Origin of the sequence: Bradyrhizobium murdochi, assembly GCF_000472965.1 — a bacterium.
GTDB classification, from domain to species: Bacteria; Pseudomonadota; Alphaproteobacteria; order Rhizobiales; family Xanthobacteraceae; genus Bradyrhizobium; species Bradyrhizobium murdochi.
Map to the genome: position 1 here is coordinate 155,542 of NZ_KI421483.1, position 23,334 is coordinate 178,875.

Sequence of the window (23,334 nt, forward strand, 5' to 3'; positions counted from 1 at the left end):
GATTGCGGGGTGGTTCAGGTTTCGATCTTCACGTACTCGAAATCGCCGGGCTTGTTGTCGATGCCGACCTTCGGCGGCGAGATCCAGGAGGCGTACTGGCCGGTTTCGGTGACCGGCTTCATCAACGAGGCGATGAAGTCGCCGTCCTGCGACGAAGGCAACCATTCGCCCTTGCGTTGGTTCCAGGTGGCATCGTCGATCAGGACGCCGTCGGGCGTGGCGTGGACGTCCTTGAACTCGCCGATCTGGCGGTGGAACGCGACGTTCGGCAGGGTCAGCTTGTACTGATAGCCCGCGGTCGAGATCACCTTGTTCCAGCGCAGCATGCCCTTGACGCAATCCTGCGTGTAGTCGTCGCGCAGCCGCATGTTGAGCGCGGTCAGCGCCGGCTCGTCGACCCGCTTGATCACGCCATCGATCAGCTTGAGCACCGGATAGGTGGCGTTCTTGAGCTGGTGGTCGTCGTCGATCTGGGTTTCCTTGTAGCGGCCCTTGATGCCGGCGTTGAAGGCATTCGCCGCGTTGGTCGAGACTTCCGAACCAAAAAGATCGAGCGACAGCGAATAGTGCAGGTTCAGCTTCTTCTGGATGGTCGGCAGGTCAATCACGCCGAGCGCGCGGATCTTGGCGACATCGGTCGGATCGGTAATGCCGGCCGCCTTCATCGCCTCGCAGGTGCGCTGCACGACACGGCTGATGCCGGTCTCGCCGACGAACATGTGATGGGCCTCTTCGGTCAGCATGAAACGGCAGGTGCGCGACAGCGGATCGAAGCCGGATTGCGCGAGGCTGTGCAACTGCATCTTGCCGTCGCGGTCGGTAAAATAGGTGAACATGAAGAACGACAGCCAGTCCGGCGTCGCCTCGTTGAAGGCACCGAGCATGCGCGGGGAATCCGCATCGCCCGAGCGGCGGCGCAGCAAATCGTCGGCCTCCTCGCGGCCGTCGCGGCCGAAATATTTCTGCAGCAGATAGACCATCGCCCAGAGATGGCGGCCTTCCTCGACATTGACCTGGAACAGGTTGCGCAGGTCGTAGAGCGAGGGCGCGGTCTTGCCGAGATGGCGCTGCTGCTCGACGGAGGCGGGCTCGGTGTCGCCCTGGATCACGATCAGGCGGCGCAGCGTGGCGCGATGCTCGCCGGGGACTTCCTGCCAGGCCGGCTTGCCGTAATTCTCGCCGAAGGGAATGACGCGATTTTCTTCCTGGGGGGCAAGAAGGATGCCCCAGCGATATTCCGGCATCTTGACGTAGTCGAACTTGGCCCAGCCGCGCGGATCGACCGAATAGGCGGTGCGCAAGTAAACCAGCGACTGTTGAAAACCTTCCGGCCCCATGTCGCCCCACCAGTCCATGTAACCGGGATGCCAGCCCTCCAGCGCCTTCAGCACCTGGCGGTCTTCGCTGAGATTCACGTTGTTAGGGATTTTGGTCGAGTAGTCGACATTCATGTAATTCATTGGGGCCTCCCGTGTTTGGGGGTGTTTGGCGAATAGCGAATGGCGAGTAGCGAATGGGAAGAAGGGCAACTATTCGCCACTCCCTATTCGCTATTCGCCCCCTTAGACTCTCGTCATATCGAATTGCGCCTTCTGGCCGGTGCCGTAGCGGCGCAGCGCGCCTTCTTCGCCGACCGCGTTGGGGCGCTGGAAGATCCAGTTCTGCCACGCCGTGAGGCGCGAGAAGATTTTCGATTCCATGGTTTCGGGGCCAACGAAGCGCAGATTCGCTTCCATGCCGGTGAGACCGTCGGGCGAGAAGGAGGTGCGCTCTTCCAGGAACACCCGCACCTCGTCGTCCCAATCGATGTCGTCGAGCGCGAAGGTGACCAGGCCGAGCTCTTCGGCTTCCTCAGCGTCGAGCGTGGTGCCGATGGTGGCTTCCGCGCGTTCCAGATCGGACGGATCGGCCTGGAAGCGCGATTGCAGGCGGGTCAGGCCGTGGCTCATCGGGTAGGGGCCGAAATTCAGCGCGGTGAGCTGGATCGCCGGTGGCGGCCGGTTGTCGCCCTGGCGCGAGCCGATCAGCATGTAGGAACGGTCGGCGGCAAACACGAGTTCGGCGAGCGTGCCAGCAAAGCAGGAGCCGGGCTCGACCAGCGTCACCAGCGTGCGCGAGGTAACGTCGATGCGCTTCAAGACACGCTTCCAGTAATGCCTGATCTCGTTGACCAGCCAGTGCGCCTTGTTGGCTTCGAGGAAGGCGTCGCAAGCGACCACATTGGCGGGGTCGCCGTGCGACTTGAACACCAGCATCGCGATTTCGAGTTCGTTGATACGCAAGTGAAGGATTGCATCATCGAGCTCGCGCGCCACCTGGAGCGGCCAGAACGACGCGCCCTGCCCGATCAGGCCGTCGATATCATCAGGCGGCGCCGCCTCCGGCGCCTTGATCGAAATGGTCGCAATGCGCGCCGCGCGGTCGATGTCGACGCTGACAAAACCGTAGCGGATGCCGGCCTCGTCGATGGTGCGGTTGAGCGGCGCAAGCGTGATGCCCTTGCCACTGCCGTTGCGCTTCGAGCTGGCGGCGAATTCCTTGGCGCGCTCGGCGACCTTGGCCTCGAGCTTGCTGTTCGGCGCGATTTCATCGACCAGCCGCCAGGCGACGGCGCGCTTGCCTTTAATTCCTTCCTCGATGGTGCAGAAGAAGTCGGCATGGTCGCGGCGCACCTTGCGCTTGTCGACCACGCGCGTCAGACCGCCGGTGCCCGGCAACACCGCTAGCAGCGGCACTTCCGGCAGCGCCACGGCAGCGGCGCCGTCATCGGCCATCACGATGTGATCGGTCGCGAGCGCCAGCTCATAGCCGCCGCCGGCCGCGGTGCCGTTGACGACGGTGATGAAGCGCTGCCCGGAATTTTCCGATGAATCTTCCAGTCCGTTGCGGGTCTCGTTGGTGAATTTGCAGAAATTGACCTTGTGGGCGTGGGTCGCCCCCGCCAGCATGCGGATATTGGCGCCGGCGCAGAACACGCGGTTCTTGCCGGAACGCATCACCACCACTTTCACTTCAGGATGTTCGAAGCGCAGCCGCTGCACGGCGTCGGCCAGCTCGATGTCGACGCCGAGATCGTAGGAATTCAGCTTGAGCTGATAGCCCTCGAACAGGCCGGCATTCTCGTCGACGTCCATGGTGAGGGTTGCGACCTCGCCCTCCACCGCCAGCTTCCAGTGACGGTAGCGCGACGGATCGGTTTGAAAATCGATGTATTTCGCTCCCCCCGCAAGGACGCGATCTTCACCGGCCATGAGCCACCCTCTGTCGTTTTCTCAGGATTTGCTTGGTTCGTTGTATGCACAATAGTGCAGGTTTTGGATTGAGTCTAGCCGAAAGCGCCGGAACATGCATTTTGTTTCATATTCGGCCAGCGACCGCAAAGGCGATCGAATCGGCCTTAGCGAGCTGCGGCTGCGCCAGCTTGGCTTTGATGAGGCCGCCAGGGCGGCAACCGGAAAGCTGTCGGCAAAGCCGGCGCCGCCGACATTGCGCATGCCGAGCGCCTTGAGTTCGCCGAGCGCTTCACCGAATAGCCGGACCGCGACGTGCGGCTTTTGCATGCGCAGCCGCAGATTGGCGGTCGTTACCAGGATGCAGGCGCGCAGCAAAATCCGCTCGCGACCGCCCTGCGGCGCCGCCGCCCATACCGCTTCCAGGATCTCCTGTGATTCCCAGAAATAGCCGTGGTCGTTGAGCGCCATGCCGTAGCGCAGCGCCGGATGGCGCGCCGGCACGTAGCCCTGGAAGCGTGCCGGCACCAGCGCTGCGATCTGTGCCAGCGTTTCGTAATCGGCGGCGGCTTCCTTGGACTGGCCGGGCACATAAGCCCATCGCGGCAGCGGCAGATGACCGATGCCTGAGGACGGCGCAGTCATCGCAACAGCGCCTCGGCAAGCGCAAGAGAAAATGCGTTAAGCGGCCCGTCCCTGCGAGCCGCTACCTGTGTGCAACACCGCCTTTGCGAAATCCGAAATCGCATCGAGCGTCGCCTCCGGCGCTTCGCGATGCGGCTGATGTCCCGCGCCCAGAATCACAGTCACATCGACCGGACAATAGCATTCTTCCCGAGCGATCTCGACCTGGCGCATGGTCCCATACTGATCGTCCACACCTTGCAGGATCGCGATCGGCACGCGGATATAGGCGAGGTATTCCGAAATATCCCAGTTGCGGAAATTAGGATCGAGCCATGCGCCGTTCCAGCCATAGAAGGCGTTGTCGACGTCCTTGTGCCAGCGTGAAAGCTTGCCCTTCAGGTTCGTGGTCTCGTAGGCGGTCCGGATATTCGCAATCGACGCCACCGAAATATCCTCGACGATGAAATGCGGGGCGATCAGCGCGAGGCCCTGCACGCGGTGATCCTGATGCGAGCCCGTATAGATCGACGCGATCGAGGCGCCATCTGAATGGCCGAGCAGCAGGCCACGGCGAAAGCCGATCTTGTCGAGCAGTTTTGGCAACACGTCGAGCGCCTCGACGTGCATGTAGTCGAGCGGCCGCGGCAGCTTTACCGGCGTCGATGCGCCATAGCCCGCGCGCGAATAGACGAACACGCTCGCGCCGGTCGCGGCCTGCAGCTTATCCGGAAAGTCGCCCCACAGGCCGGTCGAGCCGAGCCCCTCATGCAGCATTACGATAACAGGCGCGTGCTCGGGCGACGGACCGATCATGCGGTATTCGAGATGGGAGGCGCCGACCGTGAGGAAGCCTGATGGGGTTAGGGTTGTCATTGTAACCGCTCCCCTCACAACACGGCGCGGTGAGCTCCCTCCCCCCTTGCGGGGGAGGGTTGGGGAGAGGGGTAAGCCACACACACCGCCGTTGCCGCCACCCCTCTCCCTAGCCCTCCCCCGCAAGGGGGGAGGGAACGATCGAGTACGTGGCAACGACACGGTACTTCAACCGTCACGATTCGCTCTCTAATCAACGCACCCATCATGCCTTCGCCGTCTCACCATCCCGCAGCTTGAACCGTTGAATCTTCCCCGTCGCCGTTTTCGGCAGGCTATCCACCACGTCGATCCAGCGCGGATATTTCCATGGCCCGATCTTCTGCTTGACGTGTTCCTTCAACGCTTCATGCAGATCATCCGTCTTGGCGCCGGCGCGCAGCACGACGAAGGCTTTCGGCTTCAACAATCCTTCGGGATCGGCTTCGGGCACGACGGCGGCCTCGAGCACGGCCGGATGGGTGATCAGCGCGCTCTCGACCTCGAACGGCGAAACCCAGATGCCCGAAACCTTGAACATGTCGTCGCTTCGGCCGCAGAACGTATAACGGCCGTCTGCGTCGCGAGTGTATTTGTCCCCGGTGCGGGTCCAGTGGCCTTCGAAGGTCGCACGGCTCTTGGCGCGCTGATTCCAATAGCCTTCGGCGGCTGAGGGCGCTTCCACCAATAGCTCTCCGACCTCGCCATCGGCCACGTCATCGCCCGCCTCGTTCACCAGCCGCACCTTGTAGCCGGGCACCGGACGGCCGGATGAGCCGTATTTGACGTCGCCCGGCGCGTTCGAGAGGAAGATGTGCAACAGCTCGGTCGAGCCGACGCCGTCGAGAATGTCGACGCCGAAGCGCGCCTTCCAGGCATTGCCGACAGATTCGGGCAGCGCCTCGCCCGCGGACGTGCAGATGCGCAAGCGCGTGCCGGCGCGCTCGTTCTTCGTTGTTTCGTCATTGAGCATCGAAGCAAACAGCGTCGGCACGCCGTAGAAGATGGTCGGGTTGTACTTGTTCAGCAACTCGAACATGCGTGCTGGCGTCGGCCGGTCGGCATTGAGCACGGTGCTGGCGCCGACCGACATCGGGAATGTAAGCGCATTGCCGAGCCCGTAGGCGAAGAACAGCTTTGCCGCGGAAAGGCAGACGTCGTCTTCCCTGATGCCGAGGACCTGCTTCGCATAGGTTTCCGCCGTGGCCTGCAGGTTGGAATGCAGATGCCGCACGCCCTTGGGCATGCCGGTCGAGCCTGACGAATAGAGCCAGAATGCCGGCTCCTCGGCATGGGTTTCCACGGTTGGGAAAGAATCGCCCTCCTTCGCCAACTCTTCGGAAAGCAGTTTATGGCCGAACGAATTCTTGCCGGAGACCACGACACATTCGAGATCCGGCATGCGGCCGACAATGTCTTTCACCGTCGGGTACAGCGCCTCTGAGACGAACAGCACCCGCGCGCGGCTGTCGGCCAGCACATAAGCATACTGTTCCGACGTCAGCAGCGTATTGAGCGGCACCGGCACGACGCCAGCGCGGATCGCGCCGAGGAACACCGCAGGAAAGTCCACGGTGTCGAGCATGATCATTGCCACGCGCTCTTCGCGGCGGACGCCGAGCCGGCGCAGCATGTTGGCAACGCGGCGAGTCTGCCGCTGCAGCTCGCCATAGGTGAGTTCGGTGACCGTGTCGGTGAAGGCGAGCTTGGCGCCGCGCCCCTCCTCGACATTGCGGTCGAGCAGCCAGGTCACCGCATTGTACGAACCGGACGTGCCGCTCACGACGCTTCTCCCCTGAGTTTTTAAGAATTATAATTCATACAAAGACACCGGCTACGCTTGCTGTCAATCCTCATCGGCATTATGTTTCCGAAATCCGTTCACCCCGACGCAATGCCGAACGAGGGAAATGACCGAGGCCAGCGACCCCGAATCCGGCTTTCTCGAGCAGCTTGGCCAGCGTGTGCGCACCATGCGCGCCCTTCGCGGCATGTCGCGAAAAGTGCTCGCAAAAGTTTCTGGAATTTCGGAGCGCTATATCGCGCAGCTCGAAAGCGGCAAGGGCAACGTCTCGATCGTGCTGCTGCGACGCGTGTCGAACGCGATGGGCGCGCATCTCGAAGATCTCATTCCCTCGGCTGAGCCCGCGCCTGATTGGGCCGTGATCCGCGATCTCTTGCGCAAGGCAACGCCGGCGCAGATTGCGCAGGCCAAGGATGCGCTGGCCGGCGGCGGCCTATCGGCGCAGCGGCGGATTTCCTTCGCCGGCATCGCCCTGATCGGCCTGCGCGGCGCCGGCAAATCCACCCTCGGCAGGATGCTGGCGAAGAAGATCGGCTGGAAATTCGTCGAGCTCAACAAGGAGGTCGAGGCGCAGAACGGCTTGTCCGTCGCCGAGATCATCGCGCTCTACGGCCAGGAAGGTTTTAGGCGCATGGAGCAGGCGGCACTGACGCAGTTGCTGGCGCGCAAGGAATTGATGGTGCTGGCGACCGGCGGCGGCATCGTCTCCGAGCCGTTGACCTTCGACCTGATCCTATCGTCGTTCTACACCATCTGGCTCAAGGCCGAGCCGGAAGAGCACATGGCGCGCGTCCGCCGCCAGGGCGATTTGCGCCCGATGGCCGACGATCGCTCGGCAATGGCGGAATTGCGCAACATCCTGGTCAGCCGCGAACCGCTCTATGCGCGGGCATCAGCCGTGGTCGACACCGCAGGCCTCTCCGTCGACGCGGCGGCGGCGCGGCTGAGCGACGCGGTCGCACCGGTGCTGCATGACAAGCACGCGTTCGGCCTGCGCAGCGCGGCATCCTGATCGCTTCGACGAAAGCGCCATTCGTAAACGGCTGTTTCGGCCAAGCCGAAGGTACGCGCTCGACGGTTGCGTCCGACGGTAAGCGCGACCGTTAACCACCGCACAAGCTTCATGCGAGCGACGGCTGTAATACACGCTGAAGGAGTGTTACTAAAGCGTTAATCGCATGGAGGACAATCATGCTGGAGCGCCGTCAACACCAAAGAGCCCGCGTCTATTACGGCGGGATGGTCGCATTCAACGCGCGCAATTCGACGCTTGCCTGTGTCGTGCGCAATTTCAGCGGGCGCGGGGCGAAGATCGAATTCAAGGAGTCGGCCACCATCCCCGACCGGATCGATTTCGAAATCAAGCGCAGGGGCCTCTCGTGCCTGGCCCGCCTCGTCTGGCGCGACCACAACGCGGCCGGGCTGGCGTTTTCAGATGTAGAAGAGACGGGCGACGTCATTCCGCTGGAATGGGCACGCAAGCTGCGCGCGACCGAACGGGCCAACCGGCGGCTGCAGTCGCGTCTCGATCAGCTTCTGTCCGAGCTTTAGAACGCGATCTCATGAGCAGCGTTGAAGACGAAGACGACGCCATCCTTGCCGTCGCCCGGGCACCGAAGGTGCGGCGACGCCGCCTGCGCACGATCCTTCTGGCGGTGTTCACCGCGCAATACACGCTCGTCGCCATGGCCGTCAGCCTCTCGGTTGCGGCCATCTTGCACTATGTGGTGACGCCGAAGGTCGTCGCCCAGTTCGAGGCGATCGCCGCGGCGTTCAAGCATTAAGCGGACGATCGCGTGCAGTTCGCGAGAGCTAATACCGTGCGGTCACACCAGCAGCGACTTCACCGACGCCGCCGCCTTGCGCAGGCGCGGCAGAAATTTCTCGACCATCTCTTCCGCGGACACGCGGTCGACATGCGCGCCCATGTTGATGGCGGCGATGATCGCGCCGTCGTAGCGGCGGACCGGCACCGAGACCGAACGGAAACCCGGCTCGGCTTCGCGATCGACCAGCGAATAGCCTTGCGCGCGATCGGCGACGATCGTCTTCAGGAGCCGCTTCTTGTCGGTGATGGTGAACGGTGTCAGCGGCGCAAGCTCCATCCGGTCGAGCGCGGCGGCCACTTCGTCATCGGCCAGCCGCGACAGCAGGACACGGCCGACCGAGGTGCAAAACGCCGGCAGCCGGTAGCCGATATCGATGCCTGACGAGAAAATTCGCGTCGGGCTGGCGCGCGCGATGAAGACGACGTCGTTGCCGTCGAGGATCGCCATCGACGAGATCTCCTGCGCCTCAGCCGACAATCGATCAAGCGCCGGCTGCAGCACCGAGACAACATGGTTGGAGGCGAGATAGCTTGACGCCAGCACCAGCACGCGCGGCGTCAGGCGGAACAGCTTCCCGTCGGTGGCGACAAAGCCGGCGCGTTCGAGCGTGAAAAGAATGCGCCGCGCGGTGGCGCGCGGCAGCTCAGCCGCCTTGGCGAGATCGCTCAGCGTCATCGGCTGCCGGCTGCCGCCAAATATTTCGAGCACGCGCAGGCCGCGATCGAGGCTTTCGATGAAATCGGTCGCGCCGCGGTTGTCAGCGTCCGCCGCGCGCTTAAGCTTGGGCATTGCCGCCTCCATAATCCGCTTGCCTCACGCCAAGCTTACGTTAAAATCGCACAAAAGTTCAATAGGCGAACAAATCCAGCTAGCGGAGATCCTCGCCATGATGAGCCAGGAAGCGAACGACCTGATCACCCGCACCGGCCGCAAGGACCCGTGCGGCAAGCTGATGCGGATGTACTGGCAGCCGGCGGCGCTGGTCGACGAGCTGCAGGGATCGAAGCCGGTTCGCCCGGTCAAACTGCTCGGCGAAAACCTCGTGCTGTTTCGCGACGAGCAAGGCCGCTACGGTCTGATCGATCGCCATTGCGCGCATCGCGGCGCCGACCTCGCGTTCGGACGGCTGGAGAATGGCGGGCTACGCTGCGCCTTCCACGGCTGGCTGTTCGATGTCTCCGGCCAATGCCTGGAGACGCCGGCCGAGCCGAAGGACTCAAAGCTCTGCCAGGGCATCAAGCAGCGCTCCTACCCCGTGGTCGAGAAGAGCGGCATCCTCTGGGCCTATCTCGGCGAAGGCGAACCGCCGGCATTTCCGGAGATCGACTGTTTTGTGGCGCCCGACAGCCATACCTTTGCGTTCAAGGGTCACATCAACTGCAACTGGCTGCAGGCGCTGGAAGTCGGCATCGATCCGGCGCACGCCTCCTTCCTGCACCGCTTCTTCGAGGACGAAGATACTTCCACCGCCTACGGCAAGCAGTTCCGCGGCGCGTCCGCCGGCAGCGACATGCCGATGACGAAGATTTTGCGCGAATACGAGAACCCGATCATCAATGTCGAACATACCGAATATGGCCTGCGCCTGATCGCGCTGCGCGAGCTCGACGAAGAACGCACCCATGTGCGCGTCACCAACCAGCTTTTCCCGCACGGCTTCGTCATCCCGATGAGCACGGAGATGACGATCACGCAGTGGCACGTGCCGATCGATGACGAGAACTGTTACTGGTACGCGATCTTCACCTCTTACACGGCGCCGGTCGACAAGAAGAAGATGCGCGACCAGCGCCTCGAACTGTACGAGTTGCCGGACTACAAGTCGCGCAAGAACAAGAGCAACGATTACGGCTTCGATCCGCACGAACAGGCGACCGCGACCTATACCGGCATGGGGACCGACATCAACGTCCACGATCAGTGGGCGGTGGAGTCGATGGGCCCGATCCAGGACCGCACCAACGAGCATTTGGGACAATCGGACAAGGCGATCGTGCAGTATCGCCGCCTGCTGCGGCAGGAGATCGAGAAGGCGGTCGGCGGCGAGAAGCCGATGCTGTTCCTCGACGCGGCGCATGCGCGCTCGATCCAGGGCCCTGCCACGATGGACGGCATCGGGCCCACGCAGGGCTGGGAAATCTACTGGATGGAAATCGACGTCAAGCGCCGCCGGGGCGCGCCTTGGGCGGCGCCGGTGCCGACCGAGATTGCCGGCAAGGTACCCCACCTAACGGCGGCGGAGTGATTTAGCACCGTCATTCCGGGGCGGCTCGCAGAGCCGAACCCGGGATCTCGAGATTCCGGGTTCGATGCTGCGCATCGCCCCGGAATGACGGAAGATGGGGGATAGACGTTGAGTTTTGTCGAACGTCACGGGCTGTGGTCGAAAGAGCAGCAGGAGGCCGCGAGCCGCCTGCGCGGGATCATCGAGGAAAAAAACCTCGAAGTCATCCGTCTCTCATTCCCCGACCAGCACGGCATCCTCCGCGGCAAGACGCTGGTCGCGAGCGAAGCGATCGCCTCGCTGGAAAGCGGCTGCTCCATCACCACGACCATGCTCGCCAAGGACACCTCGCACAAGACGGTGTTTCCGGTGTTCACGGCCGGCGGCGGGTTCGGCATGAAGGAGATGGAAGGCGCCGCCGATGTCCTGATGATCGCAGACCCCACCACGTTTCGCGTGCTGCCGTGGGCGCCGACCACCGGCTGGCTGCTGTGCGATCTCTATTTCAACGATGGCCGTCCGGTGCCGTTTGCGACGCGGCATCTCTATCGCAAGGTGATCGATCAGCTCGGACAGCGCGGCTATGATTTCGTTGCTGGGCTCGAAGTCGAATTCCATCTCTTCAAGCTCGACGACGCGCATATGGCGCCGGAGGATGCCGGACAGCCGGGTCGGTCGCCTTCCGTCAGCCTGCTGTCGCACGGTTACCAGTATCTCACCGAGCAGCGCTACGACCAGATGGAGCCGGCGCTGGAGATCATCCGCCGCGACGTGCTGGCGCTCGGCCTTTCCTTGCGATCGGTCGAGGTCGAGTTCGGCCCGAGCCAGTGCGAGTTCACTTTCGCGCCGACCAAAGGCCTCGCGCCCGCCGATAACATGGTGCTGTTCCGCTCGGCGGTGAAGCAAATCGCGCGCCGCCACGGCTATCACGCGACCTTCATGTGCCGGCCTAAACTGCCCAATGTCTTCGCCTCCGGCTGGCACCTGCATCAATCGCTGGTGTCACGCGCGAGCGGCGAGAATGCGTTCATGGCCGGCGACAAGGACGAGGTGCTGAGCCCGTTTGGACGCGCCTATCTCGCGGGGCTCCTGGAGCACGCCCGCGCGTCCACGGTATTCACGACGCCGACCATCAACGGCTACAAGCGCTACCGCTCCTATTCGCTCGCGCCGGATCGCGCAATCTGGGGCCGCGACAACCGCGGCGTCATGATCCGCGTGCTCGGCAGTCCGGGCGATGCGGCCACCCGGCTGGAAAACCGCATCGGCGAGCCCGCGGCGAACCCGTATCTTTACATGGCCTCGCAGATTCTCTCAGGCCTTGATGGCGTCGACCGCAAGCTCGATCCGGGGCCGTCAGCGGACACGCCGTACGAGACCAAGGCGGCGCTGTTGCCGAAGAGTTTGCGCGAGGCGGTGTTCGCGCTGCAGGACGATCCGTTTTTCCGGCAGGCGCTGGGGGCGGAGTTCGTGGACTATTACGTCCACATCAAGAACGCGGAGATCGAACGGTTTCAGGCCGAGGTGTCCGACTGGGAGCATCGCGAATATTTCGAGATGTTTTGAAGGGGCGCACGCCTCTCCGCCGTCATTCCGGGATGGTCCGAAGGACCAGACCCGGAATCTCGAGATTCTCCGATGCGCAATTGCGCATCATAGTTCGATGCTGGCGCATCGCCCCGGAATGACGTCCCCCCTCAAATCCCCAGATACCGGTGCTGCAGGTCCGGCTCGGCAATCAACTGCTCTGATGTCCCTGTCCACACCGTCCGCCCGCGCTCGATGATGTAGTGGCGATCGGCGATGCGGGAGAGGTTGGCGACGTTCTTGTCGATGACGAGCACGGATTGGCCGCGGCCCTTCAGCATCGACAGGCAGTTCCAGATTTCCTCGCGGATCAGCGGTGCGAGACCTTCGGTGGCTTCGTCGAGGATCAAAAGCTTCGGGTTGGTCATCAGCGCGCGGCCGATCGCCAGCATCTGCTGCTCGCCGCCCGACAAGGTCACGCCCATGTTGTTGCCGCGCTCGGCAAGCCGCGGAAACAGCGCGTGGATCTTGTCGATGGTCCAGGGATCGGGATTGCCTGAGCGGTTGCCCGAAGCCGCCACCAGATTCTCGTAGACCGTCAGGTTCGGAAAAATCTGGCGGCCTTCCGGCACCAGGCCGATGCCGAGTTTTGCTATTCTGTAGGACGGCAGGCTGCGCACCTGCTCACCCGCGAAGCGGATCGTGCCCGCGCGAGCCGGCGTCATGCCCATGATGGAGCGGATAGTCGTGGTCTTGCCCATGCCGTTGCGGCCCATCAGAGCGACCATCTCGCCCGACTTTACCTTCAGCGACAGGCCGAACAGCACCTGGCTGAGGCCGTAGCAGGTCTCGATGCCTTCAACTTCGAGCAGGGTTTCGGCGGTTCTCGATTCAGCCATGGCTAACCACCACATGCTGGTCGCCGAGATAGGCGCGCTTGACTTCCTCATTGTTGCGGATGGCGTCTGGATCGCCCGAGGCGATCACGCGGCCATAAACCAGCACCGTGATGCGGTCGGCCAGCGCGAACACCGCTTCCATGTCGTGCTCGACCAGCACGATGGTGACTTCCTTCCGCAATTCCTTGAGCAGCGCCACCATGCGCGCGGATTCGGTGACGCCGAGGCCGGCCATCGGCTCGTCGAGCAGCAGCAATTGCGGCTTGGTGGCGAGCGCCACCGCCAACTCGAGCTCGCGCTGTTCGCCGTGGCTCAATTCCGACACTAGCACGTCGGCGCGTCTGGCGAGCCCTACCCGCGCGAGCGCCGCCTGCGCCGCGTCGCGCAGATGCCTCTCCTTGCGCGCCGAGCCCCAGAAGCGGAACGAGTGGCCGTCATGCGCTTGCGCCGCCAGCGCGACGTTATCGGCTGCGGTAAAATCCGGCAGCAGGCAGGTGATCTGGAACGAGCGCGCCAGGCCAAGCCGGCTGCGCTGATAGGACGGCAGCCGCGAGATCTCGCGGCCGGCGAAGTGAATGGTGCCGGAATTCGGCATCAACTGTCCGGTCAACTGGCTGATCAGCGTGGTCTTGCCGGCGCCGTTGGGACCGATGATGGCATGCAGTTCGCCCGGCACGACATCGAGCGACAGATTGTCGGTGGCTTTGATGCCACCAAAACTTCGGACCAGGTTTTCTACACGGAGCAGAGGATCAGCCACGGCTCAACCTCCCGAGCAGGCCCATGATGCCGCCGCGCGCGAACAGCACGATCAGCAGCAATAGCGGGCCCATGATCAGCGCCCAATATTCGGTGAATTGCGACAGGACTTCTTCCAGCAGGAGGAACACGATGGTGCCCAGGACGGGACCGAACAGCGAGCCCATGCCGCCGAACACCACCATCACCATGAGTTCGCCGGAGCGGGTCCAGTACATCCCAGCCGGGCTGATGAAATCGGTGTTGTTGGCGAGCAGCGCCCCGGCGAGGCCGCAGATCGTACCGGAGATGACGAAGCAGACCAGCCGATAGCGGTTAGCGTGAAAGCCGATCGCCTGCATGCGCTGCTCGTTGGAACGGACGCCCTGCACCACCATGCCAAACCGGGAATTGATGATGCGCCAGATCAGATAGACGCCGCCGAACAGGCAGGCGAGGCAGAGGTAGTAGAACTGCACGCGGTTCGACAGGTCGATCAGGCCGCCGAAAGTGCTGCGCTTGTAGATGGTGAGGCCGTCATCTCCACCATAGCGAGAAAGACCCGAGGCGATGTAATAGGCCATCTGCGCGAAGGCGAGCGTGATCATGATGAAATAGACGCCGCGCGTGCGCAGGCTGAGCGCACCGATCACCAGCGCATAAAGCGCCGACAGCGCCAGCGCGACCGGCCACTGGATGAAGCCGGAGCCGATGCCTTCGTGGGCGAGGATGCCCACCGCGTAACCGCCAATGCCGAGATAGGCGGCGTGGCCAAAGCTCATCATGCCGCCATAGCCCATGATGAGATTGAGGCTCGCGGCAGCCAACGCGAAGATGACGATGCGGGTGAACAGCGTCAGGATGAAGATGTTGCCGGTCAGCGCCGAATAGGCCGGCAGCAAGGTGAGGCCAAGCGCGACGAGCGCCACGATGACGTTGCGGGCGTTGATGTGAGATTTCATCGCTTGGCAGCCGGAAACAGCCCCTCCGGCCGCACGACGAGGACGATGGCCATCAGGAGATAGATCAGCATCGATGACAATGCGGGTGCGGCGGTGGAAGCGGCGGCGGAACTCAGCACGGTGCGCAGGAGATCGGGCAGGAAGGCGCGGCCGAGCGTATCGATCATGCCGACGAAGATCGCGGCCATGAAGGCGCCGCGGATCGAGCCGATGCCGCCGATCACGATGATAACGAAAGCGAGGATGAGGATGTTCTCGCCCATGCCGATCTGCACGGTCAGGATCGGCGCCTGCATCAGACCGGCAAGGCCTGCGAGCGCCGCGCCAAGTCCGAACACCAGCGTGAACAGCAGCTTGATGTTGATGCCGAGCGCGCCGATCATTTCACGGTTGGAGGCGCCGGCGCGGATCAGCATGCCGATTTTGGTCCGCATCACCACGATATAGAGCAATGCCGCGACCGCCAGCGCGACCACGATGATCGAGAGACGGTAGGCCGGATAGAACACGCCGGGGACGATCTGCACCGGCACGGTCAGCCAGGGCGGAAGCGGCAGCGACAGGCCGGCAGGGCCCCAGATCAGCCGCACCGCGTCGTTGAAGAACAGGATCAGCCCGAAGGTCGCCAGCACCTGATCGAGATGGTCGCGGCCGTAGAGATGTCTCAGTGCGATGAATTCGAGCGCGATGCCCAGTAGCAGCGTGGCGCCGAGCGCGAGCAGCACGCCAAGCACAAAACTGTTCGTCCAGGCGACAAAGGTCGCCGCGAAATAGGCGCCCATCATGTAGAGCGAGCCGTGCGCCAGATTGACGAAGTCCATGATGCCGAACACCAGCGTCAAGCCGGCCGCCAGCAGGAACAGCAACAGGCCGAACTGCAGGCCGTTCAGCGATTGTTCAACGAGGACGAGCATGAACCTAAAACTCTAGACCTAGAGCGTGATGACGCGTCATCCCGCTCTATTTTTCTATTTTGGGCATGATCTTTTCGGAAAACCGGATCCCACTTTTCCGGATCATGCCCTAACAAAACAGCGGCAGCACATCTGCGCCGCCGCCATTTTTCTTGTGGGGCGGATGATCTGTCGTTAACCGCCCTCGGGTCAAGCCCGAGGGCGCGCTCCGGCGATCATGCACCGACCATGCCAACAATCACTTCTTCATCGGACATTTGTCGTGGAAGCGATCCTGGTCGTCCTTGACGATGGTCGCCACCGTCTTCAGCGAGAGCTGGCCGTCGGCGTCCTTGACCACGTCCTGCAGGTAGAAATTCTGGATCGGAATGTGGTTGTTGCCGTATTTGAACGGGCCGCGCACGGACTTGAAGTTGGCCTTCTCCATCTCGGCCTTCATCTCGTCCTTCTTCGAGGTATCGCCTTTCACCGCAACCACCGCGCTGTTGACCAGGTTCGCGGCGTCATAGGACTGCGCGCCGTAGAAGGTCGGGCGCAGGCCGGTGTACTTCTTGCGGTAGTCCTCGACGAACTTCTTGTTCTCGGGGAACGGCAAGTCGTTGACCCACTGCTGCGCGCCGGGCACGCCGATTGCGTTTTCCTTCTGCAGCGGCAGCGACAATTCGTCGATCGTGAACGCAGTATAGAGCGGGATCTGCCCCTTGAGGCCCGCCTGGGCGTATTGATTGAGGAACTGCACACCGGCCGCGCCCGGATAGAATACGAAGATCGACTCGGCCTTGGAATTCTTCGCCTTGGTGAGCTCGGCGGAGAAGTCGAGCTGGCTCGGCCACACCGTATATTCCTCGCCTACGACCTGGCCCTTGAAGGTGCTTTTGACGCCGGCCAGCATGTCCTTGCCGGCGGCGTAGTTCGGGCCGATCAGGAACACTGATTTCACGCCCTTCTGGTTCATGTAGGTGCCGACCGCCTGCGGGGTCTGGTCGTTCTGCCAGGAGGTCGAGAACACGTAAGGCGAACAGAGCTCGCCGGCGAGCTGTGAGGGACCGGCATTCGACGTGATCAGGAAGGTCTTGCTGTCGACCGCGGTCTTCAGCGAGGCCAGCAGCACGTTCGACCAGATGTAGCCGACGACGAAATCGACCTTGTCGGACTGGATCAGCTTCTCGGTCTTCTGCTTGCCGACGTCAGGCTTCTGGCCGTCGTCTTCATAGATCACCTCGACCGGCTTGCCGCCCATCTTGCGGCCGAGATGGTCGAGCGCCAGCTCGAACGAGTTGCGCATGTCGTTGCCGATCACAGCGGTCGGGCCGCTGAAGGTCGAGATAAAGCCGATTTTGATGGTGTCGCCAGCGAGCGCGGGCTGCGCCAGCGCTAGGATTGTTGCGCCCGCCAGCCAGAATGCCTTTTTCATAATCACTCCCCTCCTGTTTATCACTCAAAACCCGGTCAACCGGGCGACCGGCAACGCTTGCTCCGCGCGCCTCTTATCTGTGAGGTATTTTGTGCGCGAAATCGCCGGTCAGCGGCAAGCATGAACCCAAGGCTCCGGTTAGAACCTTCGGCGCATGCTTAAGCCACCTGCACCATAATTCGTGGACGGCGGGGATGGCAAGAAATATAATGCCGGTTGCCCGGACGGACCAAGGGACCGGCTGGGGGCTACCTGACATTTTCAATCTCCCCCTCGCTTCCATCCATGAAAGGCTCGAGATCAATATCGAGGACGCCCGGCAGCGCCGCCTCACAAATCATTTTAGGCTTAAAACAATTTTTCGCAAGGGTGGAATCGCGTATTCCCACCTTCACCGTCCAGAAGCGCTCTTTCAGATCAGGTATTCAGCGCCATCGATGACGTAAGGCGCGTGGCGGAAATCCCGGATGGTCGCGACCTTGCCGGCCGACCAGCCCAGCAGAACGAAATATTTCGGCTTGGCATCGCCTTGGTTGGGATCAAACACCAGGATGGCGGGACGCCCCTCCACCAGGCCCGGCACCAGGTGCCAGTCGCTCACCTTGTCGTAGTTGCCGAAATAGCGGGACACTTCGGCCTTGCCACGCAAGTGAGTTCTGCTGACGAGATCGAGCCTGACATCGTCTGTAATCATGGCGCGGATGGCGTCAAAGTCGCGCGCGTTGAAATGGGCGACATAAGCGCCGAGCCGCTCGCGATCGGCGTCGGATAGTTTTTGCTGCGGCGCGTCGTCCGGCTCGCTGGCGATTTCCCGCAATTGCGCGCGGCCGCGATGCAGCGCGGCCTTGGCGGCGGGCATGCTGCAATCCATTACCTCGCAGATTTCCTTCAGCGAGCAGCCGAGCACGTCCATCAGGATCACGCTCGCACGCTGTGGTACCGGCAACCGCATGAAGGTGCGCAAGGAGGTCGCGGCGATCTGGCGGCTTGCCACGGCATCGAGCTGGTCAACGATCATGTCCACCTCCGCTGGTCCCCGGAGCGCCTCTCGGCGCTTGCGCCGGCGCAGGAAATCCAGCGCGGTGTTGTGCGCAATGCGAAACAGCCAGCCTTCGGGATTGCCGAGCGTGCCGGCGGAGGCATGCGCCTCCACCGCCTTGATCATGGCATCCTGCAGCACGTCCTCGCCGTCGATGACGGAGCCCACCATGCGCGCGCAATAGCGATGCAGCCTTGGGCGCATCGCCACCAGCAGGCGCTCGATGTCGAACGCGGCGGACGTCTCGGGACCCACTGTCATTCAGACTCCGGCAAGCGCGTTCTCGGTCTCGCGCAACATGCGATAATTGCCGACGACGGTCACGCCTTTCGGTAGCGGCAGTTCGGCGCAACGCTCGCGAATGCCGTTCTGGAACGCCTGAAACGCCGCCAGTTTCGGTAACGCGCTGGAGCCGTCATCGGCTGCGGTCTCGACGAAATGGATGAACGTATCATCCTCCAGCCGCAGCGACAGATAGCGAAAGCCCTCCGGCTGCGCCGCCTTCAGCTCGGCAAATACCGCCGCGACCAATTCGGCGTTCCTGTCGCTCATTTCCGGCTTGGTTTTGTACCTGATCACGGTTCGTCTCATGGCTTTCTCCTCATTTTGCGGCCATCTCGCCCCCCAGGACGTTTGGGATTGGGCAAAGGATACGGTGGCAGGCAATTTATTTTGCCGTCGTCCCTGCGGAACGCAGGGACCCATAACCACAGAAGGGTATTGTTGAGAACGCTGGAGCGGCCGCACTGCGCCACAACAAAATCCTGTGGTTATGGGTCCCGGCTCCTGATGCGCAATTGCGCATAAGGGCCGGGACGACGGCATCATACGCTTTCGCTATCGACCGATTGACAAAGGCGTATTGGAGCGGAGCCGCAAATGGCTACATAATCCAAGGCGTTGAGACATCTGAAACCGGGGTCGCATTCCCATGACGACAGTGCCGAAAGAACCCCATCACGTCGTGATCGTCGGCGCCGGTTTCGGCGGTCTGGAGACCGCCTTTGGCCTCGCCGGGGCGCCGGTCCGGATCACGCTGATCGACCGCCGCAACCATCATCTGTTCCAGCCGCTGCTCTACCAGGTCGCGACCGCTTCGCTGGCGACGTCGGAAATCGCCTGGCCGATCCGCTATCTGCTGCGCAACCGCCCCGAAGTGACGACGCTGTTTGCCAATGTGAATGGCGTCGATGCCGAGGGAAAGCGCGTGCTGCTCGAAGATGGCGAAACGATCGCCTACGACACGCTGATCCTCGCCACCGGCGCCCGCCACGCTTATTTCGGCCACGATGAATGGGAGCCGTTCGCACCGGGCCTGAAGACGCTGGAGGACGCCACGACGCTGCGGCGGCGCATCCTCGTCGCGTTCGAGCGCGCCGAACGCGAGACCGACCCTGTCAGGCGCGCGGCGCTACTCACCTTCGTCATCATCGGCGCCGGTCCGACCGGCGTCGAAATGGCCGGCACCATCGCCGACCTCGCCAGGGACACACTGCCGCCGGACTTTCGCAACATCGATACCCACAAGACCCGCGTTGTCCTGGTCGAAGCCGGCCCGCGCGTGCTTGCCGGCTTTCCCGAGGACCTCTCGGCCTATGCACAGCGCGCGCTGGAGGAACTCGGCGTTGAGGTGGTGCTGGGGCAGCCTGTCACCGAATGCGCGATCGATGGCGTCGTCTATGCCGGCAAGCGGCTGGAGGCCAGGACCATCGTCTGGGCGGCCGGCGTGCGCGCTTCGCGCGCGGCCGAATGGTTGAATGCGCCCGCCGACCGCGCTTACCGCCTGAAGGTCGAGCCTGATCTGACCGTGCCCGGCCATCCCGATGTGTTTGCCATCGGCGATACCGTGACGATCGCCGGCCCCGACGGCAATCCCGTGCCCGGCATCGCGCCGGCGGCCAAGCAGCAGGGGCGCTATGTGGCGGCGCTGATCAAGGCGCGCCTCTCCGGCGGCACGCTGCCGCCGTTCCGCTACAAGCATGCCGGCAGTCTCGCGCAGATCGGCAAGAAGAAGGCCGTGATTGATTTCGGCCGTATCAAGCTGCGCGGCAATCTCGCCTGGTGGATCTGGGGCATCGCCCACATCTACTTCCTGATCGGCCTGCGCAACCGGCTCAGCGTCGCCTTGAGTTGGCTATGGATTCACGCCCGCGACCAGCGCGCCGCTCGGCTGATCACGCAGGGCTCGAGCAAGGTCACGGGATAAAATCTTCTGTCGCGGTCAGGCTGGCGCTGCGCCGCTTTTGGGTTGACGTCCGTGCCGCACCCGCCATTCTGGTACGACCGCGAGACAATACGCGGGATACAAGGCGGGAGAAGATGATGCAGTGGCCCAAGATCAGTTTGCGCGCGTGCACTTGCCTGGCTTCGCTGATCGCGGCGACCTCCTTAAGCGCCGTCGAGGCAATGGCAGCGAAAATGACCGGGGATCCGGCCGCGACCTGCAGCGATCTTATCCGTCCGACCGACAATGTCGTCCGGGTCGACTCCGCTTCCATGATTGCGCCGACACCGCTCGCGGTCGCCGAAAGAGGACCTACACCGGCGGCGCGGGTCACGCCGGCCAATCCAGAATTCTGCAAGGTGCTCGGCCAGATCGCGCCCTCTGATCCGAATGCGCCCCCGATCAAATTCCAGGTGAATCTCCCGGTCGAGTGGAACGGCCGCTCGCTGCAATATGGCGGCGGGGGTTTCAACGGCGTGCTGATCACCGGCCTTGCCCTGCCGCCCGCGCATCCCTTCGGCGCGCCATCGCCGCTGGCGCAGGGCTTCGTCACCTACGGCACGGATTCCGGCCATGAGACCAAGCCGGGCGAGCCGCCGCAGGTGTTTGCGCTCAACGACGAAGCGTTCGAGAATTTTGCGCATCGCTCCTACAAGCGCGTGCGCGACGCGGCCGTCGCGCTGATGGTGCGCGCCTACGGCAATCCGCCGAAGAAACTGTACTTCATGGGATCATCGGAAGGCGGCCGCGAGGGGCTAACGATGGCGCAGCGGTATCCGGAGGATTTTGACGGCATTTTTGCGCGCGTGCCCGTCATCAACTGGGTCGGGCTGCAGCATGCCGGCACGCGGTCCGGTCTCGCCACAATGGGCGAAGGCTGGATCCGCCCTGCACAGGTCGAACTCGTGGCCAAGGCGGTATTGCAGACCTGCGACAAGGCCGACGGCGCCGAGGATTCGCTCGTGCTCGATCCGGTCGGCTGCAAGGCGAAATTCCAGCCGGAGTCGCTGCGCTGCGCGTCCGGCCAGAGCGGCGACCAATGCCTGACTGACGCCCAGATCACGGCGATCGAGACGCTGCACGCGACCTACAAGTTTCCTTTCACGCTGGAGAACGGCCTTGATGACTATCCGGGCTGGGGTGTGTCGGGCGAAAATACCCCGGCCTTCGGGCCGACCGGCGGCTGGATCTCGTGGTGGCTCGGCAAGGCGGCGCCGGCGCAGCCGCCTGCTCCTGGCAACGGCATCGCCTGGATCTATGGCGCCGGCGGCATTCAATATGTCTTCGCGCGCAACCCGAAGCTCGACGTCACGATGTACAAGCCTGAGGACCACAAGGAGCGCTTGCTTTACGTGTCCAAGCTGATGGATTCGACCAATCCCGATCTCAGCCGGTTCGGTGCGCGCGGCGGCAAGCTCGTGATCCTCGAATACATGGCCGACTATGCCCAAAGTCCCTATGCGGGGATCCGCTACTTCGAAAACGTGCAGCGCACGCTCGGCAAGGAGAAAACGGCGGAGTTCGCCCGTCTCTATACGGCGCCCGGCGTCGATCATGTCGGCTCAGGCGCGCCCGCCAATGTCGACATGCTGGCCGTTCTCGTCGACTGGGTCGAGAATGGCAAGGCGCCCGGCGACCTCGAAGTGATCGAGCAGAAGGTCGAAGCGCCGGCATTCGAAACGCTGCGTTCGCTGCCGCTGTGCCGGTGGCCGGCATGGCCGCATTACAAATCGGGACAGGTCAATCTCGCGGCGAGCTTTCACTGCGCGCCGTGACAGACGCGCGCCAACTCCCTACCCCAGCGCAACCGGCAGGTTGAGCAGGCCACGGAACGCCCATCCGACGACCCGCACCGGCTCGCCCTCGACCAGATGCAGATCAGGAAAGCGCCTGAAGATAGTCGGCAGCGCGACATCGGCCACCATCGCCCGCGATGCCCAGGCGCCGGCGCAAAAATGCGGACCGGCGCCGAAGGCGATGCTCTTGCTGGCGTCGCGCCTGACGTCGAAGCATTCCGGGTTTTCAAAATGCTTCTCGTCGCGATTGGCCGACCCGAACATCAGGAACACGCGCTCGTCGGTTTCGAATTCCACATCGCGAATCCGCCATGGCCGGGCCACGCGGCGCGGCGACATGCCGATCGGCGAAATCCAGCGGGCATATTCTTCGAACGCCTGCAGCCAGGGAATTTCGCCGCCGCGCACGAGTTCAAGCTCATCGGGATGGGTGAGCAGCGCCCATGCCGTCCCCGCAATGGCATCGCGCGGCTCGTTCTGGCCGCCGCTGATCGCGAGCTTGATATTGGCGCGCACGCTATCCATCGGCATATCGGTGGCAAGCATCACGCAGAGCAGGCTAAGATCGGGCTTCTTGCGCAGCACCGGGACCATGTCGTCGATCGCGGCATCGATGCCGGCGGTCGCGGCATGACAGCGTGCCTCCACCGCAGGATCGCCGGCATAGTTGGCGATGCCGTCGATCATCCCTTGCGACCATGCGTTCATGTCCTGGAAACGCATGTTGGTCAGCCCCGTGATCGACTTCAGGCACTCGGCCGAGAATGGCAGGGCGAAATCCCTCACGAAGTCGAGGGCGCCTTTCGGCTCGAGTGCGTCGATGATGCGGTCGGCATGCGCCTGAAACTGCGCCGTCCAGTGCGATTTGACGGTTTTGGGCGAGATCGCGGGAAAGATGGCCTTGCGCTCGACCATATGCGCATCGCCATCCTTGCGCATCATGTTGTGGCCCATCAGCTTGTTCATCAAGCCCTCGGGCTGGTGCGAGCTGAACACGTCGATCTGCTTTTCCGATACGAAAATATCGTCGCGGCTGCAGAGCAGCGTGCTGCCGAGCTGCGGGACAAACGCGATCGGCGCCTCTCGCCGCAGCCTTGCGAGCGTTGGGTAGGGATCCTGCCAGAAAGCGGCAGGTTCGATATCGATGCGGGGCGCAGTGCTCACGATCGGCCTCCGGGTTCGGAAAGGTCGTATGCTAAGCCCTCAAAGGAAAGCCGTCTGTCCCAACGGATTGGGACGGACAGCGCAGGATCGG

General features: G+C 63.0%; 20 protein-coding genes and 1 pseudogene. 7 read left to right on the top strand and 14 right to left on the bottom strand.

Annotated elements, in window-relative coordinates; genetic code table 11:
- Nucleotides 1-14: 14 nt before the first annotated feature.
- The 5 genes from boxB to YUO_RS0138455 form a co-directional block, all read right to left on the bottom strand.
- Nucleotides 15-1,451 (bottom strand): benzoyl-CoA 2,3-epoxidase subunit BoxB, encoded by a 1,437-nt coding sequence (boxB, locus tag YUO_RS0138435; protein WP_028351852.1) that lies wholly within the window; start codon nt 1,449-1,451, stop codon nt 15-17.
- A 111-nt stretch (nt 1,452-1,562) separates the two neighbouring features.
- On the bottom strand, nt 1,563-3,251 hold the full coding sequence (gene boxC / locus YUO_RS0138440) for a 2,3-epoxybenzoyl-CoA dihydrolase (RefSeq protein ID WP_028351853.1): 1,689 nt from the start codon (nt 3,249-3,251) through the stop codon (nt 1,563-1,565).
- Nucleotides 3,252-3,272: 21 nt separating this feature from the next.
- Nucleotides 3,273-3,875 (bottom strand): DUF309 domain-containing protein, encoded by a 603-nt coding sequence (locus YUO_RS43475; protein WP_235782971.1) that lies wholly within the window; start codon nt 3,873-3,875, stop codon nt 3,273-3,275.
- Between the two features lie 36 nt (nt 3,876-3,911).
- The gene (locus YUO_RS0138450) at nt 3,912-4,730 is read right to left on the bottom strand and encodes an alpha/beta fold hydrolase (protein WP_198028180.1); all 819 of its coding nucleotides are present in this window, start codon (nt 4,728-4,730) and stop codon (nt 3,912-3,914) included.
- Nucleotides 4,731-4,935: 205 nt separating this feature from the next.
- Complete coding sequence (locus YUO_RS0138455) at nt 4,936-6,492, bottom strand: benzoate-CoA ligase family protein (RefSeq protein ID WP_035728621.1); 1,557 nt, start codon at nt 6,490-6,492, stop codon at nt 4,936-4,938.
- 64 nt (nt 6,493-6,556) lie between these two features.
- Here YUO_RS0138455 and YUO_RS0138460 point away from each other — a divergent pair.
- The 3 genes and pseudogenes from YUO_RS0138460 to YUO_RS0138470 all read left to right on the top strand — a co-directional run.
- Nucleotides 6,557-7,525, top strand: a pseudogene (locus tag YUO_RS0138460) (helix-turn-helix transcriptional regulator); the annotation flags it as partial.
- A 179-nt stretch (nt 7,526-7,704) separates the two neighbouring features.
- Nucleotides 7,705-8,064, top strand: a complete 360-nt coding sequence (locus YUO_RS0138465) for a PilZ domain-containing protein (protein ID WP_028351857.1) — start codon at nt 7,705-7,707, stop codon at nt 8,062-8,064.
- Nucleotides 8,065-8,075: 11 nt separating this feature from the next.
- The gene (locus YUO_RS0138470; RefSeq protein ID WP_028351858.1) at nt 8,076-8,297 is read left to right on the top strand and encodes a hypothetical protein; all 222 of its coding nucleotides are present in this window, start codon (nt 8,076-8,078) and stop codon (nt 8,295-8,297) included.
- Between the two features lie 42 nt (nt 8,298-8,339).
- Here the strand turns inward: YUO_RS0138470 and YUO_RS0138475 are convergent, their stop codons facing one another.
- Entirely contained in the window at nt 8,340-9,131 is a 792-nt protein-coding gene (locus YUO_RS0138475; RefSeq protein WP_028351859.1) for an IclR family transcriptional regulator domain-containing protein, read from the bottom strand.
- A 97-nt stretch (nt 9,132-9,228) separates the two neighbouring features.
- On the opposite strand from YUO_RS0138475, the gene YUO_RS0138480 reads away from it, so the two are divergent.
- Both YUO_RS0138480 and YUO_RS0138485 read left to right on the top strand, forming a co-directional pair.
- A complete protein-coding gene (locus tag YUO_RS0138480) occupies nt 9,229-10,587 on the top strand; it encodes an aromatic ring-hydroxylating dioxygenase subunit alpha (protein WP_028351860.1) in 1,359 nt (452 codons plus the stop codon).
- A gap of 108 nt (nt 10,588-10,695) precedes the next feature.
- Nucleotides 10,696-12,132, top strand: a complete 1,437-nt coding sequence (locus YUO_RS0138485) for a glutamine synthetase family protein (RefSeq protein ID WP_028351861.1) — start codon at nt 10,696-10,698, stop codon at nt 12,130-12,132.
- Between the two features lie 131 nt (nt 12,133-12,263).
- On the opposite strand, the gene YUO_RS0138490 is transcribed toward YUO_RS0138485, so the two are convergent.
- The 7 genes from YUO_RS0138490 to YUO_RS0138525 all read right to left on the bottom strand — a co-directional run bounded on the left by YUO_RS0138490 (nt 12,264) and on the right by YUO_RS0138525 (nt 18,650).
- Nucleotides 12,264-12,992, bottom strand: a complete 729-nt coding sequence (locus YUO_RS0138490) for an ABC transporter ATP-binding protein (protein ID WP_028351862.1) — start codon at nt 12,990-12,992, stop codon at nt 12,264-12,266.
- Nucleotides 12,985-13,752 (bottom strand): ABC transporter ATP-binding protein, encoded by a 768-nt coding sequence (locus YUO_RS0138495; protein ID WP_028351863.1) that lies wholly within the window; start codon nt 13,750-13,752, stop codon nt 12,985-12,987. Before YUO_RS0138495 ends, YUO_RS0138490 begins: the two co-directional genes overlap by 8 nt.
- Nucleotides 13,745-14,692 (bottom strand): branched-chain amino acid ABC transporter permease, encoded by a 948-nt coding sequence (locus YUO_RS0138500; protein WP_028351864.1) that lies wholly within the window; start codon nt 14,690-14,692, stop codon nt 13,745-13,747. Before YUO_RS0138500 ends, YUO_RS0138495 begins: the two co-directional genes overlap by 8 nt.
- Nucleotides 14,689-15,606, bottom strand: a complete 918-nt coding sequence (locus YUO_RS0138505; protein ID WP_028351865.1) for a branched-chain amino acid ABC transporter permease — start codon at nt 15,604-15,606, stop codon at nt 14,689-14,691. Before YUO_RS0138505 ends, YUO_RS0138500 begins: the two co-directional genes overlap by 4 nt.
- Nucleotides 15,607-15,844: 238 nt before the next feature.
- Entirely contained in the window at nt 15,845-17,020 is a 1,176-nt protein-coding gene (locus YUO_RS0138510; protein ID WP_028351866.1) for an ABC transporter substrate-binding protein, read from the bottom strand.
- A gap of 412 nt (nt 17,021-17,432) precedes the next feature.
- Nucleotides 17,433-18,320 (bottom strand): sigma-70 family RNA polymerase sigma factor, encoded by an 888-nt coding sequence (locus YUO_RS0138520; RefSeq protein WP_156908964.1) that lies wholly within the window; start codon nt 18,318-18,320, stop codon nt 17,433-17,435.
- Nucleotides 18,321-18,650: a hypothetical protein gene (locus tag YUO_RS0138525; protein WP_028351868.1), complete on the bottom strand. Its 330-nt coding sequence runs from the start codon at nt 18,648-18,650 to the stop codon at nt 18,321-18,323. It abuts the gene before it with no gap.
- A gap of 340 nt (nt 18,651-18,990) precedes the next feature.
- Here YUO_RS0138525 and YUO_RS0138530 point away from each other — a divergent pair, with 340 nt between their 5' ends.
- Complete coding sequence (locus YUO_RS0138530) at nt 18,991-20,265, top strand: NAD(P)/FAD-dependent oxidoreductase (RefSeq protein WP_028351869.1); 1,275 nt, start codon at nt 18,991-18,993, stop codon at nt 20,263-20,265.
- 113 nt (nt 20,266-20,378) lie between these two features.
- A complete protein-coding gene (locus tag YUO_RS0138535; RefSeq protein WP_430649596.1) occupies nt 20,379-22,058 on the top strand; it encodes a tannase/feruloyl esterase family alpha/beta hydrolase in 1,680 nt (559 codons plus the stop codon).
- Between the two features lie 18 nt (nt 22,059-22,076).
- Here YUO_RS0138535 and YUO_RS0138540 read toward each other — a convergent pair whose 3' ends face one another.
- The gene (locus tag YUO_RS0138540; RefSeq protein WP_028351871.1) at nt 22,077-23,243 is read right to left on the bottom strand and encodes a cytochrome P450; all 1,167 of its coding nucleotides are present in this window, start codon (nt 23,241-23,243) and stop codon (nt 22,077-22,079) included.
- Nucleotides 23,244-23,334 lie beyond the last annotated feature (91 nt).